At 59.8% G+C, this 14,265-nt stretch carries 10 protein-coding genes and 1 pseudogene; 2 read left to right on the top strand and 9 right to left on the bottom strand.

What is annotated here, in order from left to right; translation table 11 throughout:
- Window positions 1–36: 36 nt before the first annotated feature.
- The 7 genes and pseudogenes from AC0IXS_RS07735 to AC0IXS_RS07705 all read right to left on the bottom strand — a co-directional run bounded on the left by AC0IXS_RS07735 (window position 37) and on the right by AC0IXS_RS07705 (window position 6,474).
- Window positions 37–717, bottom strand: coding sequence for a COG3650 family protein (locus tag AC0IXS_RS07735; RefSeq protein ID WP_029241299.1), 681 nt, complete (start codon window positions 715–717; stop codon window positions 37–39).
- A gap of 50 nt (window positions 718–767) precedes the next feature.
- Window positions 768–869: pseudogene (locus AC0IXS_RS07730) on the bottom strand (short chain dehydrogenase); the annotation flags it as partial.
- Window positions 870–1,486: 617 nt separating this feature from the next.
- Window positions 1,487–2,188 carry an ABC transporter ATP-binding protein gene (locus AC0IXS_RS07725; RefSeq protein WP_025996550.1) on the bottom strand — a complete coding sequence of 234 codons (702 nt, stop codon included), beginning with the start codon at window positions 2,186–2,188 and terminating at the stop codon, window positions 1,487–1,489.
- Window positions 2,189–2,956 (bottom strand): high-affinity branched-chain amino acid ABC transporter ATP-binding protein LivG, encoded by a 768-nt coding sequence (gene livG, locus AC0IXS_RS07720; protein ID WP_004887846.1) that lies wholly within the window; start codon window positions 2,954–2,956, stop codon window positions 2,189–2,191. It abuts the gene before it with no gap.
- Window positions 2,953–4,218, bottom strand: a complete 1,266-nt coding sequence (locus AC0IXS_RS07715) for a high-affinity branched-chain amino acid ABC transporter permease LivM (RefSeq protein WP_057411003.1) — start codon at window positions 4,216–4,218, stop codon at window positions 2,953–2,955. Before AC0IXS_RS07715 ends, livG begins: the two co-directional genes overlap by 4 nt.
- Window positions 4,215–5,138, bottom strand: coding sequence for a high-affinity branched-chain amino acid ABC transporter permease LivH (livH, locus tag AC0IXS_RS07710; protein ID WP_024688524.1), 924 nt, complete (start codon window positions 5,136–5,138; stop codon window positions 4,215–4,217). Before livH ends, AC0IXS_RS07715 begins: the two co-directional genes overlap by 4 nt.
- A gap of 211 nt (window positions 5,139–5,349) precedes the next feature.
- Complete coding sequence (locus AC0IXS_RS07705) at window positions 5,350–6,474, bottom strand: branched-chain amino acid ABC transporter substrate-binding protein (protein ID WP_057411002.1); 1,125 nt, start codon at window positions 6,472–6,474, stop codon at window positions 5,350–5,352.
- Window positions 6,475–6,803: 329 nt separating this feature from the next.
- Here AC0IXS_RS07705 and AC0IXS_RS07700 point away from each other — a divergent pair, with 329 nt between their 5' ends.
- Window positions 6,804–7,109 (top strand): DUF2288 domain-containing protein, encoded by a 306-nt coding sequence (locus AC0IXS_RS07700; protein WP_471824286.1) that lies wholly within the window; start codon window positions 6,804–6,806, stop codon window positions 7,107–7,109.
- A gap of 122 nt (window positions 7,110–7,231) precedes the next feature.
- Here the strand turns inward: AC0IXS_RS07700 and AC0IXS_RS07695 are convergent, their stop codons facing one another.
- A complete protein-coding gene (locus AC0IXS_RS07695; RefSeq protein ID WP_057411001.1) occupies window positions 7,232–9,547 on the bottom strand; it encodes a putative bifunctional diguanylate cyclase/phosphodiesterase in 2,316 nt (771 codons plus the stop codon).
- Between the two features lie 231 nt (window positions 9,548–9,778).
- Between AC0IXS_RS07695 and AC0IXS_RS07690 the strand changes: the two genes are divergently transcribed.
- Entirely contained in the window at window positions 9,779–11,149 is a 1,371-nt protein-coding gene (locus tag AC0IXS_RS07690; RefSeq protein ID WP_057411000.1) for a spinster family MFS transporter, read from the top strand.
- 102 nt (window positions 11,150–11,251) lie between these two features.
- On the opposite strand, the gene rapA is transcribed toward AC0IXS_RS07690, so the two are convergent.
- Window positions 11,252–14,098 carry an RNA polymerase-associated protein RapA gene (gene rapA / locus AC0IXS_RS07685; protein WP_471824283.1) on the bottom strand — a complete coding sequence of 949 codons (2,847 nt, stop codon included), beginning with the start codon at window positions 14,096–14,098 and terminating at the stop codon, window positions 11,252–11,254.
- Window positions 14,099–14,265 lie beyond the last annotated feature (167 nt).

The following is a 14,265-nucleotide window of genomic DNA, read 5'->3' as shown; positions in this document are numbered from 1 at the left end:
GTGCCATCGGTCGCCAAAACCCTGCCTCGGAATGGATCAGTCGTCCCGCGAGCCGCCGTAATAGCCGCAGCCACGTTGGGCTTGACCGTTGAGACGCAGCTCGGCGGTGAGGTGTTGCACCGAGCCGTTGACGCTGTCGACGCAGCGCTGAGGGGCGACCCACAGTTCGATGCGCTGATTGTTGGCTTCGCTGCTGACACTGAAGCTGCCATCCGGCAATTGTTCTTCAAGGTAAGGCACGGCAAGCGGCGGCTGGCCTTCGCGTTCCAGAACCATGCCCTTGCCGCTGACGTTGACGTTCCACGCAGGCTTGTTGCCATTGACGTGCAGCGTCAGGCGTTTGAAGTTCAGGTCTTCGCAGGACTGGCCCGGCCGTTCGACACGATAGACCTGATGCAGGTCCAGCTGGCCGTCACTGTTGGCGGCCTTGCTGGCAGCGAACGAGCCGCGAAGGTCCGCAAAGACACGCCCCTTGCTGTCGGCCAGACTCGCGGCTTCCTGCAGGATGCCCGTGTTGTTGCGGTCCTTGACCACGTAGCGACGCTGCTCGTTGCACGGCTTGAACATCAGCTGCCCGTTCTCGCCAGTCAGGTCGCCCTGCATGCGGATCATGCCCGCCGTCGAGACTTTCGGTGTGTCGGTCTTGATGCCAAGCATCTGACAGCCGGCGAACAACGGCAGAAGGGCGAATACAAGGACGGAACGAGCAGCGAACATTGGGCGGGTCTCCAGACAGGTGCCGCCACGTTACGCAGACTGCTGCCGCATCACAAGACCTGATGCGTCTGTCCGGTGCGCAGGCCTTTTACGTTTTTGGCATAGGCCATTGCCACATCAGCGGCGGGCACAGATTTGAAGCCTCTGAAGTAAGCGCCGTTCTCTTGTTAAACAACATGTAAGTCACTGAAGAAAAGCGATTTTTTGTAGGAGCGTGTTTGCTGCGCGACAGCGCTACGTCGAAGACGTGGTGGCGCCTCCCACAGTAGTCCGTGGTTGCAGCAAGACGTGGGTGCATGGGCATGATCGGCGTGCTTGATATCACGCTGATGTTCCCACGCTCTGCGCTCATCGTTATACACAAGTCATCTGGCGATCCAGTGAGACAGCGCACTGCCGTGCTTTTTTGCGCGATAGTGCGGACACCGCCGATTGCGACGTGGGTGAAGGCTGAGTCCTGGCGCTGATTCGGGGGGCAATCGGCATGGATGCCGATTGAGCTGCACTGGGCCATGGATGGCCCATTTGCAGCGACCTCCGAATCAGTGTCAGGACGAAGGAACCCCGGCGAAGCCGGGGCCGGAACCGGAGCGAAGGAGTTTGCTCACTTTGCTCCGTCAAAGTGAGTCGCCGAGGGGCGAAAAGGTGACCTGAGCCGGGCGCTCGGCTCACTGAGTCCACAGTCTGTGCCATTTGTGACGCGGAGCGTCACGGGAGGCATGCCCACGCGGAGCGATGGGCACGATCAGTGTCGAGATGGCGTATCTCGCTAGCCGCCCAGATAGGCATCCCGTACTTTCGGATCGACCAGCAGTTCTTCACCGGTGCCCTGCATCACCACGCGACCGTTTTCCAGCACATAGGCGCGGTCGGCGATTTTCAGGGCCTGGTTGGCGTTCTGCTCGACCAGAAACACGGTCACGCCATCACGTCGCAGTTGTTCGACGATCTCGAAGATCTGCTGAATGATGATCGGCGCCAGACCCAGCGATGGCTCGTCCAGCAACAGCAGCTTGGGCTTGCTCATCAGCGCACGGCCGATGGCGAGCATTTGCTGTTCGCCGCCGGACATGGTGCCGCCGCGCTGCGTGAAGCGTTCCTTGAGGCGCGGGAACAGGTGCAGGACCTTGTCCATCTGTTCCTGATAATCACCCTTCTCGGTGAAGAAACCGCCCATGGCCAGATTTTCTTCGACGGTGAGGCGGGCGAACACCCGGCGGCCTTCAGGCACCACCGCGATGCTCTTGCGCATGATCACCGACGATTCCTGGCCGACCAGTTCCTCGCCCATGTAACGGATGCTGCCGCTGTGCGCGCGCGGCGAGCCGCACAAGGTCATCAGCAGGGTGGATTTGCCAGCGCCGTTGGCGCCGATCAGGGTAACGATCTCGCCCTGACGGACTTCCACGTTGACGCTGTGCAGCGCCTGGATCTTGCCATAGAAGGTGGAAACGTTTTCGAACTGCAGCATTTACGCTTCCCCCAGGTAGGCTTTGATCACTTCAGGATTGTCACGAATCTGTTCCGGCGTACCGTCGGCCAGTGGCGTGCCCTGATTGATCACCACGATGTGGTCGGAAATGCTCATCACCAGCTTCATGTCGTGCTCGATCAGCAGCACTGTGGCGTTGTGCTCATTGCGCAACACGCCGATCAGCGCTTTCAGGTCTTCGGTTTCCCGCGGGTTCAGACCCGCTGCCGGTTCGTCCAGCATGAGAATGCGCGGTCGCGTCATCATGCAGCGGGCAATTTCCAGGCGGCGTTGCTGACCGTAGGCCAGTGTCCCGGCCGGGCGGTTGGCGAATTCCTTGAGGTTGACGGCTTCCAGCCAGTGCTCGGCGTAGTCCATGGCTTCGCGTTCGCTGCGGCGGAAGGCCGGTGTCTTGAACAGGCCGGACAGGAAGTTGGTGTTCAAGTGACGATGCTGGGCGACCAGCAGGTTCTCGACGGCGGTCATTTCCTTGAACAGACGCACGTTTTGAAAAGTCCGCACCACACCCTTGCGCGCGATCTGGTGACCGGCCAGGCCCTGGATCGGCTCGCCGTCCAGCAGGATGGTTCCGCCGCTGGGTTTGTAGAAACCGGTCAGGCAGTTGAAGACGGTGGTCTTGCCCGCGCCGTTGGGGCCGATCATCGACACGACCTGCTTTTCATGAACAGTCAGGGCGACACCATTGACCGCCAGCAGACCGCCGAAGCGCATGCTCAGGTTTGTGGCTTGCAGAAGAGGCTGTTTCATTTGGCCGCCTCCGCTTTCAACTTCATGACAGGTCGTTGCATCGGCAGGAAACCTTGAGGACGCCAGATCATCATCAGCACCATCAGGGCACCGAACATCAACATGCGGTAATCGCTGAACTCACGCATCAGTTCAGGCAGCAGAATCATCACGATGGCGGCGAGAATAACGCCCAGCTGGGAACCCATGCCGCCGAGCACTACGATGGCAAGAATGATTGCCGACTCGATGAAGGTGAAGGACTCCGGCGTCACCAGACCCTGACGGGCGGCGAAGAAACTGCCTGCGAAGCCGGCGAACGCGGCACCCAGGGTAAAGGCCGAGAGCTTGATCACGGTCGGATTCAGGCCCAGAGCACGGCAGGCGATTTCGTCTTCGCGCAAGGCTTCCCAGGCACGGCCGATCGGCATGCGCAGCAGGCGGTTGATGACGAACAGTGCCGCCAGCGCGAGCAGCAGGGCGATCAGGTACAGAAAGATCACCTTGCTGATCGGGTTGTAGTCCAGGCCGAAATACTGGTGGAACGTCTGCGCACCTTCGGCGGCACGGCGTTCGAAGCTCAGGCCGAACAGGGTCGGCTTCTCGATGTTGCTGATGCCGTTGGGGCCGCCGGTGATGTCTGTCAGGTTGCGCAGGAAGATCCGGATGATTTCACCGAACCCGAGCGTCACGATGGCCAGATAGTCGCCTCTCAGCCGCAGAACCGGGAAGCCCAGCAGGAAGCCGAACAGTGCCGCCAGCAGACCGGCCAGCGGCAGGCACTCCCAGAAGCTCAGGCCGAAGTAGTGCGACAGCAACGCATAACCGTAGGCGCCGACTGCGTAGAAGCCGACATAACCCAGGTCCAGCAGGCCGGCGAGGCCGACCACGATGTTCAGGCCCAGGCCCAGCATCACGTAGATCAGGATCAGCGTCGCGATATCCACGGCGCCGCGCGAACCGAAGAACGGCCAGACGAACGCCAGCACGATCAGGGCGGCAAGGCCCCAGCGCTGGGTGCTCGGTTGGGTCATGAAGTCGCTGGTTTTCTTCGAGATCAGCGGAGCGCGTTCACCGCGGCGCAGGCCGCTGATTTTCTCGGCGAACAGTACGCGCAGAAACAGCAGGACCGAGCAGATCGCGATGATGGTCAGCGTCATGGGGCTGGCGTTCTGCACTTGCAGGGTTACGCCGGAAAAGGCCAGCTTCAGACCGAATACCGGGTAGGCAACGGCCCACACCAGCGCAGCGCTGAACAGCGCCTGTTTGAAGGACTTGCTCATACTTTTTCAACCTCCGGACGACCCAGAATGCCGGTCGGGCGGAATAGCAGCACCAGGACCAGCAGGCCGAAGGCCACGACGTCCTTGTACTGATCACCAAATATGTCGGCACCGAAGGCTTCGGCGACGCCCAGCACCAGACCGCCGAGCACGGCGCCGGGAATCGAACCGATGCCGCCCAGAACTGCGGCCGTGAACGCCTTGAGGCCTACCAGGAAGCCTGCGCTCGGGTTGATCACGCCGTATTGCATGCTCAGCAACATGGCGGCAACGGCAGCCAGTGCGGCACCGACCACGAAGGTCAGGGCAATGATGGTATTGGTGTTGATCCCCAGCAGGTTGGCCATTTTCATGTCCTCGGCGCAGGCGCGGCAGGCGCGGCCCATTCGCGAGCGGGAAATGAACAGAGTGAGGCCGGTCATGGCCAGCAGCGTGACCACGAACACCACGATCTGCATGTAGGAAATCAACACTTCCTGCGCGCCGCCGGGGCCGAAGGACAGGCTGCCGGGCAGCAGGTTGGGAATGGCAAAGTTGCCGGAACCCTGGGAAAGCTGAACCGAGTTCTGCAGAAAGATCGACATGCCGATCGCAGAAATCAGTGGAATCAGACGGTTGCTGTTGCGCAGCGGACGGTAGGCGACCCGTTCGATGCTGTAGCCGTAGGCGCTGGTCACGATAATGGAGGCGGCGAAGCCTGCGATCATCAACAGCGGCAGGCTGTCGATACCCATCATTGCAAGACCGGCAAGCGCCATGAAAGCAACATAGGAACCGATCATGTACACCTCGCCGTGGGCGAAGTTGATCATTCCGATGATGCCGTAAACCATCGTGTAGCCGATGGCGATCAATGCATACGTGCTGCCAATGGTCAGACCATTGACCAGCTGTTGCATGTAGTGGAATAACTCGGGCATTTACCGCGCTCCTAAAAACCTGATCTGCATTTCTCCGGCCTGCGTCGGGTACGCATTCTGTCGATGCGTTGCCTGTGACGCCGCCAGCGAACCGCTGGTAACGGTTTTAAGATTTTCAGGTGGCCTCTACCGGATCTCGGCAGGCGGGCCATGATTCGTAAAACAAAGCCCACTGCGGTGGCAGTGGGCTTCGGTTGTCAACGCAAGCTGCTTATTTGGCGGCTTCGGTCTTCGGCTTGCCGAAGTGCCATTCGTAGACCACGAACTGGAAGTTCTTCAGGTCGCCCTTGGCGTCGTAGCTCAGTTCGCCCATTGGGGTCTTGAACGTACCGGCGTGGATGGCAGCAGCCACCTTGTCGGTGTCTTCGGACTTGGCGGCGGTGATGCCGTCGGCAATGACCTGAACAGCGGAGTAGGACGGGTACACGAACGGACCGCTCGGATCCTGTTTCTTGTCCTGGAATGCCTTGGTCAGTGCCTGGTTGGCAGGGTCCTGATCAAAGGATTTCGGCAGGGTGACCAGCAGGCCTTCGGAGGCTTCGCCAGCAATCTGCGAGATGGACTCGTTGCCCACGCCTTCAGGGCCCATGAATTTGGCGTTCAGGCCCTTTTCCTTGGACTGGCGCAGGATCTGGCCCAGCTCAGGGTGGTAGCCGCCGTAGTAGACGAAGTCGACGTTGGCTTGCTTGAGCTTGGCGATCAGCGAGGAGAAGTCCTTGTCACCGGCATTGATGCCTTCGAACAGGGCAACCTTGACGCCTTTGTCTTCCAGCGTCTTTTTCACCGCAGAGGCAATGCCTTCGCCGTATTGCTGTTTGTCATGGATGACAGCAACGATTTTTGGCTTGGCGACGTCGGCAATGTAGTTACCGGCTGCAGGACCCTGGGCGCTGTCCAGACCGATGGTGCGGAACACCAGTTTGTAGCCACGGCTGGTGATGTCGGGGCTGGTGGCTGCCGGGGTCACCATGATGATGCCTTCGTCTTCATAGACGTCGGAAGCGGGTTGAGCGGAGCTGGAGCACAGGTGACCGATCACGTATTTCACGCCATCGTTGACGACCTTGTTAGCCACTGCCACGGCCTGTTTCGGGTCGCAGGCATCATCGTATTCGACGGCTTCGAGTTTCTTGCCATCGACGCCGCCCTTGGCGTTGATCTGCTCGATGGCCATCTTGGCACCGTTGAACTGCATGGTGCCATACTCGGCGACCGGGCCAGTCTTGGGGCCGGCGATGCCGATCTTGATGGTGTCGGCTGCGAACGAATGGCTGGCAACCCCGGCCATAACCAGTGCGGCGAACAGCTTGGAAAGCTTCTTGGTACCCTTAGTCATGATGCTCCACTCTTGCGTTGTAGTTTTTATAATCCTGCTGGCCAAGGCTACAGGACCGGCTTCGACACCGATCTTCCCCCGCTCCGCCAACTGTACCGGAACAGTTTAGAGTGCCGGTGAATCGCTTGGAAAGCACGGGGCAATGGGGTGAACCGATGTATGTCGCTTAATCGAAAGAAAGTTACAGAATCTCACCGCCCCGCCGTCGTGAAGACCGAGCGGATCATGGTGGGTTTCGCGGTTTTCCTGCAATCAATCACTTGCTTCCGGGTTTTTCTACGAGAAAGGCGGCGGTATCATTGCGCCGATTTCCTTTCTGGTGAAAACCCATGACGCAAGAACCTAGCACCCTCTATGCCAAACTGCTCGGGGAGACCGCCTCAATTCGCTGGAAAGAATTGCAACCATTCTTTGCCAAGGGTGCCCTGTTGTGGGTCGAACCACCGTTGGATCTGATCGAAGTTGCCGAGGCAGTAGCTGAAAACGACGCTGCCAAAGTGTCTGCGTGGATGGACGCGACAAAGGTCGGCAAGGTGTCTGAATCAAAGGCAATCGAGCTTGTCGAGAGCGATCCTCCGCTCTGGGCCGTGGTAGTGGCACCTTGGGTGTTGATCCAAAACAGGGCGTCTGATTGATCTGTGCGCTATAGAGGTGCTTATCGCGGCACCTTTGTGGGTGCCACGGTAACTTCGCCATTTCCTGCGTAGCAAAAAGCTACACCGCACCGCCCGACATCGGGCACCCCATTGCAGTCTTTTCAGTCCGACCAGCGCGACCTTTGTGTGCGAGAAGGACTGCGGGTGGCCAGTGCATGTTCAGCGCCCGGCAGGTCGTCAAACAGATCCAGTGAACGCGGTATGTCCACATCGCGATCCTTGACGTCCAGCATGAGCGATGCGGGCCACAGACTGGCCGGCTCTCGCCCGTTCATTTCCTTGACCAGCGGCAGAATCCGCTCCAGCGGCTGGGGCTTGCTGAACAGGTAGCCCTGCACATAATCACTGCCGAACTGACTCAGGAATTCCAGCTGTGCGGGCGTTTCGACACCTTCAGTTACCACCTTGAGGTGCAGCGTGTGGGCCATGACGATGATCGCCTGGACAATCTCCATGTCCTGGGGCGACTTAGGAATGTCGATGATGAAGGACCGGTCGATTTTCAGTGTGTCCAGCGGTAGTCGCTTCAGGTAGGCAAGCGACGAATAGCCGGTGCCGAAGTCGTCGATGGACAGCGATACGCCGAGGCTGCGAATGTGCTTGAGCATCAGGATCGTATTGCTGATGTTGCCCATCAACGCGTTCTCGGTCACTTCCAGCTCCAGACGTCCGGGAGGCACATTGGCTTCGGTCAGCGCCTGCTCAACTTCCTCGGCCAACTCGTCGCGGCCCAGATTCAGCGCCGAACAGTTCACGGTGATGATCAGCTTTTCCAGACCGTCGAGGTGCAACTCGCCCAGATCGCGGCAGGCGCGGCGCAGTACCCAGTTGTCCAGCTCGGCAATCAGCCCGTTGGCCTCAGCGATGCTGATGAAGCGGTCCGGCACCAGCAGCCCGTGCTGCGGATGGTTCCAGCGCACCAGCGCCTCCAGCTTGGCGACATGCCCGGTGCGCAGATCGACAATCGGCTGGTAGTAGACCTCAAGGCCAGTCTCTTCGCGCAGGGCGTTGCGCAGCTCTTCTTCCAGATGCAGTTCCAGACTGGCTTTAGTCTTGAGCGCGGGACTGAAAAAATTCACCCGGTTACGTCCGTTGCCCTTGGACTGGTAAAGAGCGAGGTCGGCGTGTTTGAGCAATTCGTCGCAGGTTGAACCGTCCCGTGGAAACACGGCGATACCAATGCTGGTGGTCATGACCATGCGCCTTCCGGCCAGCGCGATGGTCTCTTTCATCTTGTGCATGACGCGGTGTGCCAGGTGTCGGGCTTCTTCGTAGTTGGGGATGCTCAGCAGAATGCAGAACTCGTCACCGCCAAACCTCGCCACCACGTCCTGTACGCGCGTTGCACTGCGGATACGCTCGGCGATCACCTTGAGCAACTCGTCACCTGCATCGTGACCCAGGCTGTCATTGATGCGTTTGAAATGGTCGATGTCCAGGAACATCACCGCCAGCATGCCTTGACCAATTGTGTGTTCGATCAGCTTTTCGGCAAATATCTGGTTGAATCCGCGACGGTTGATCAGGTTGGTCAACGGATCGTAATGCGCTACCTGCTGAAGTGATACCCGCGCCTGATCCAGTTGGCTGAGCAGCGCATTGACGCGCTGAAGGTCATGCTCCTTGCCTTGCAGTTTCTTGTCGGCCATCGCCGCACTGATGCTGCCCGCAATGATCAGCAGGGTGATGATCGCAACGGTCAGGCCCAGTTGCTGGCTGTTTGCAGTGCTGGGGACGTGCAGCTCTGCACCCTGCGGAATGACCAGTTGCAGGGCGCGCATGCCCATCAGGTGCATGGTCAGCAGGCCTGCACCCAGAAAAGCGCTCAATCCGTAACGAAACATTTGGTGAAACATGCCGCTGTACTGCCGCAAATGGCGGGGCAGGGTGAGCAGGGCCACGCTGGCAAGAATGGCCACGACTACGGACAGTGCAAAGGTTTTGGGCTCGTAATACTGCACGGCGTCGGACCGCATGGCCCCCATGCCCAGGTAGTGCATGACGCTGATACCAATGCCCATGACCACCGCGCTCGTCAGGCAACGCCTCAGGGTCAATGTCTGGATGGTCAACGCCTTGATGGCGAACAGCGCGGTCATCAGCACGATCAGCAGCGACGCCAGCGTGATGCCCAGATCGTAGGTGATGGTCAGCGGTGCCTGAAAAGCCAGCATGCTGATGAAGTGCATGGCCCATACACCGCCCGCCAGACACAGCGCGCCCAGCGCTTTCCAGATGCGTCGGTTTTTGAGCGCTTCGACCTGAATGACCCGGTCGGCGATGTCCAGTGTCGCGAAGCATGCGGCACAGGCGACTCCATAAGCCAGCGCAACCAGAAACAGATTATGACTGCAGTCGATCAACAATTGCCCGTCCGCCGGGACCCCGGCGAACACGTTCAAACCCAGCCACTCCATAGCAAGCCCTATATCTTCACTGCCAGGGCGCCAAGGCTAAAGGCCTGGCGATTCGGAGTGAGTATAGAAGCTGTCGTCAGTTTGCCAGTACGCAGGTCCAAGAAATCTGAAAGCGATCAATAACGAATAGTTATAAGAATTCTTCATCAAAGGTGCGGTTTACGAATGTTTACAGACAGGCCACCCTTGGCCTTCTAGATTGTTACCACTAATAAGAAGGGACGATCGCTCATGACCACGCTTCGGACGGAAACCCCCACTCAGGCCGCCAACGCATGGCGCGTCCTCTTCCTGTTGTTCCTCGCCAACCTGTTCAACTTCTTCGATCGCACCATTCCGGCCATTATCGTTGAGCCCATTCGTATGGAATGGCACCTGAGCGATTTTCAACTCGGGCTTCTGGGAACAGCGTTCACGCTGGTATATGCCATCGCCGGTCTGCCCCTGGGCCGCATGGCCGACAATGGGTCGCGCAAGAAGCTTATGGGCTGCGGCCTCGCCGTGTGGAGCGGCCTGACGGCGGTCAATGGAATGGTAGGCAGCTTCTGGACCTTTTTGTTGGTGCGCATGGGCGTCGGCATCGGCGAAGCCAGCTATGCGCCTGCGGCCAATTCGCTGATCGGTGATCTGTTTCCGGCCCATAAACGGTCCCGTGCGATGGGTATCTTCATGCTGGGCCTGCCGCTGGGCCTGCTGCTGGCGTTCTTCACCATCGGCGCCATGGTCAAGGCGTTTGACACCTGGCGCGCGCCGTTCTTCATCGCTGCGGTGCCTGGGCTGCTGCTGGCGGTGTTCATTTTTTTCATCAAGGAACCCAAGCGTGGCGCGGCTGAAAGCGTGCGCATGTCGGAAGTCAAAATCGAGAAGCCGATCCGCCGTGTGTTGTCGATCCCGACCTTTCGCTGGCTGGTACTTGGCGGCCTGACCTTCAACTTCGCTACCTACGCCTGCAACTCGTTCATGGTGCCGATGCTGCAACGCTATTTCCTGTTGCCCTTGCAGGAAGCGGCGGTTGCGACGGGCGTGATTGTGGGTGTGACCGGGCTGATCGGCCTGACGGCAGGCGGCTGGATCGCCGACAAACTGCATCAGCGCTCGCCCAACGGACGGCTGTTGTTCGCGGCGTTCAGTATGCTGGTGGCGACGATTGCCACGGGGTATGCCTTGCACGCCGGACGCATCGAAATCGGGGTGTTCGTCGCGGTGTTCAGCGTGGGCTGGTTGTTTGCCTACAACTTCTATACCTGCGTTTATACAGCGATTCAGGACGTGGTCGAACCGCGCCTCAGGGCGACGGCGATGGCGTTGTTCTTCGCCGGGCTGTACCTGTTGGGCGGTGGCGCGGGGCCGGTGGTGGTGGGTCTACTGTCCGACCATTTCGCAAAGGCGGCGATGGCGGTCGCGGGTGCAGACGTAATGAACGAAAGCTTCAAGGCCATCGGCCTGCACGATGCCATGTACCTGATTCCTGCAGCATTGCTCATGACGCTGGTGTTTCTGTATCTGGCATCACGCTGCTTCAGCAAAGACGCCGAGCGGATGAAGGCAAGGATGGTGGCCGAGGAGCCAGCAGAAGGTGTGTCGGACCCTGCAGTGGTGTGACGCGGAGCGTGAGGAACGATCATGAAACCCCGATCGTTCCTCACGCTCCGCGTGGGAATGCCTCTCGGGACGCTCTGCGTCCAGCGTCAGCAGTAACGCCGATCAGCCCGCCACCAGCACCCGAATCGCTTCCAGACGCAGTGCGGCTTTTTCCAGCATGGCCAGACCCTGTTCACGCTGGCTGCGCAAGGCGACCAGTTCGCTGTCGCGCACGGTCGGGTTGACTGCCTGCAAGGCTGTCAGACGCGCCAGTTCTTCTTCAGTGTCAGCGGCCAGGCGACGTTGCGCCTCAGCCACGCGCTCGGCGTGTTTCGGCGTGATCTTTTCCTCGCCCGCGTTGATCCGCGGGGTCAGCACATCGCGCTGGGCCTGGATGAACTTGTTGGCGCTGGCCCGTGGCACGCTTTCGAGCTGGTCGTTCAGGGTATTGAACGACACACGGCTCGACAGATCATTGCCGTTGGGATCGAGCAGGCAGCGCAGTGCGGCCGGTGGCAGGTAGCGGCCCAGTTGCAGCGAGCGCGGTGCAACCACTTCGCTGACGTAGATCAGCTCCAGCAGCACAGTGCCCGGCTTGAGCGCCTTGTTCTTGATCAGCGCCACGGCGGTGTTGCCCATCGAACCGGACAGCACCAGATCCATGCCGCCCTGCACCATCGGGTGCTCCCAGGTGATGAACTGCATGTCTTCGCGAGACAGCGCCTGGTTGCGGTCGTAGGTAATGGTCACGCCTTCGTCGTCGCCCAGCGGGAAGCTGGCGTCGAGCATCTTCTCGCTCGGCTTGAGGATCAGTGCGTTTTCCGAATGGTCTTCGCTGTCGATGCCGAACGCGTCGAACAGGGTTTCCATGTAAATCGGCAGGCTGAACTGATCATCCTGTTCCAGAATCGCTTCGACCAGCGCCTCGCCTTCACCCGCGCCGCCGGAGTTGAGCTCCAGCAAGCGGTCGCGGCCTGTGTGCAGTTCGCTCTCCAGACGCTCGCGCTCGGCACGGGCCTCATCGATCAGGGCCTGCCATTCGTCATCATCACCGCTTTCCAGCAACGGCAGCAGACGAGGGCCGAACTGATGCTGCAGCGCGTTACCGGTCGGGCAGGTATTGAGGAACGCGTTCAGCGCTTCGTGATACCACTGGAACAGTCGTGCCTGCGGGCTGGTTTCCAGGAACGGCACATGCAGTTCGATGGTGTGCTTCTGGCCGATACGGTCCAGACGGCCGATACGCTGCTCCAGCAGGTCCGGGTGCGACGGCAGATCGAACAGCACCAGATGGTGGGCGAACTGGAAGTTGCGGCCTTCACTGCCGATTTCCGAGCAGATCAGCACCTGTGCACCGAACTCTTCGTCGGCAAAATAGGCAGCAGCGCGGTCACGCTCAAGGATGTTCATGCCCTCGTGGAAGACCGTGGCCGGGATGCCGGAACGCACGCGCAGCGCGTCTTCCAGGTCCATGGCGGTTTCGGCGTGGGCGCAGATGACCAGCACCTTGACGCGCTTGAGCATCTTGAGTGTGTCGATCAGCCAGTCGACGCGAGGGTCGAAACGCCACCAGCGTTCTTCTTCGCTGACCTCGGAATGAGCCTGGAAGCTGACTTCCGGATACAGGTCGGCGTGCTCGCCCAGCGGCAGTTCCAGGTATTCGGCCGGGCAGGGCAGTGGGTATTCGTGAAGCTTGCGCTCCGGAAAACCTTGTACGGCGGCGCGGGTATTACGGAACAGCACGCGGCCTGTGCCATGACGGTCCAGCAATTCGCGAATCAGACGGGCCTTGGCTTCGTCGTCGCCTGCATTGACGGCCGTCAGCAAGGTCTCGCCTTCGGCACCCAGGAAGCCGTGAATGGTTTTCTGGGCTTCTGCTGACAGTACGCCCTTGTCGAGCAGTTCCTGCACTGCCTGGGCGACCGGGCGATAGTTTTCGCTCTCGGCGCGGAAGGCTTTCAAATCGTGGAAACGGTTCGGGTCGAGCAGACGCAGGCGCGCGAAGTGACTGTCCTGACCCAACTGTTCCGGGGTTGCCGTCAGCAGCAGTACGCCGGGGATGACCTCAGCCAGTTGCTCGATCAATGAGTATTCGCGGCTGGCCTTGTCTTCATGCCAGACCAGGTGGTGTGCTTCATCGACGACCATCAGGTCCCAGCCCGCTGCAAACAGCGCGTCCTGAGCCTTTTCATCGCAGACCAGCCACTCCAGCGCAACCAGCGCCAGTTGGGTGTCTTCGAACGGGTTGCCCGCATCGCTTTCCATGAAACGTTCGGCGTCGAACAGCGCGACCTGCAGGTTGAAACGGCGGCGCATTTCGACCAGCCATTGGTGCTGGAGGTTTTCAGGCACCAGAATCAGCACGCGATTGGCGCGACCGGACAGCAACTGGCGATGAATCACCAGACCGGCTTCGATGGTCTTGCCCAGGCCCACTTCGTCGGCCAGCAGAACGCGCGGCGCAATGCGGTCAGCCACTTCACGGGCGATGTGCAACTGGTGGGCGATCGGTTGAGCACGCACACCGCCCAGACCCCAGAGCGAGGACTGCAGTTGGCGGCTGGTGTGTTCAAGCGTGTTGTAGCGCAGCGAGAACCAGGACAACTGGTCGATCTGGCCGGCGAACAGACGGTCGGTCGCCAGACGGAACTGGATGAAGTTCGACAGCTGGGTTTCCGGCAGCGTGACCATTTCGTTGCGGGCATTCAGGCCGTGATACACCAGTAGCCCGTCGACATCGTCCACTTCGCGGACGGTCATCTTCCAGTTTTCGAAGTGAGTGATCACATCGCCCGGAGAGAAACGCACGCGGGTCAGCGGTGCATTACGCAGTGAGTACTGGCGCGTTTCGCCAGTGGCCGGATAGAGCACGGTCAATAAGCGGCCATCCTGTGCCAGAACGGTGCCCAAACCCAGCTCGGCTTCGCTGTCGCTAATCCAGCGTTGCCCCGGTTGATACTGCTGCGCCATGCTGCCTGTCTCCCGACGTGAAAAAGCCGACTATGTTAACGGAACGCGCCCTGAAGGCCAAAGGTGGCGTTGAAAAACCTGCGGATTCGCTGCGAACCGGCGAATTTTTCCTTTCATGGCACTTATTTCATTAAACCCAGTCAAAAAAGCCTTATAAATTATTGCAG

It is taken from the genome of Pseudomonas sp. AC016 (assembly GCF_979253365.1).
Note: the sequence above shows the minus strand (reverse complement) of the source record. Positions and strands in the feature narration are given on the sequence as shown.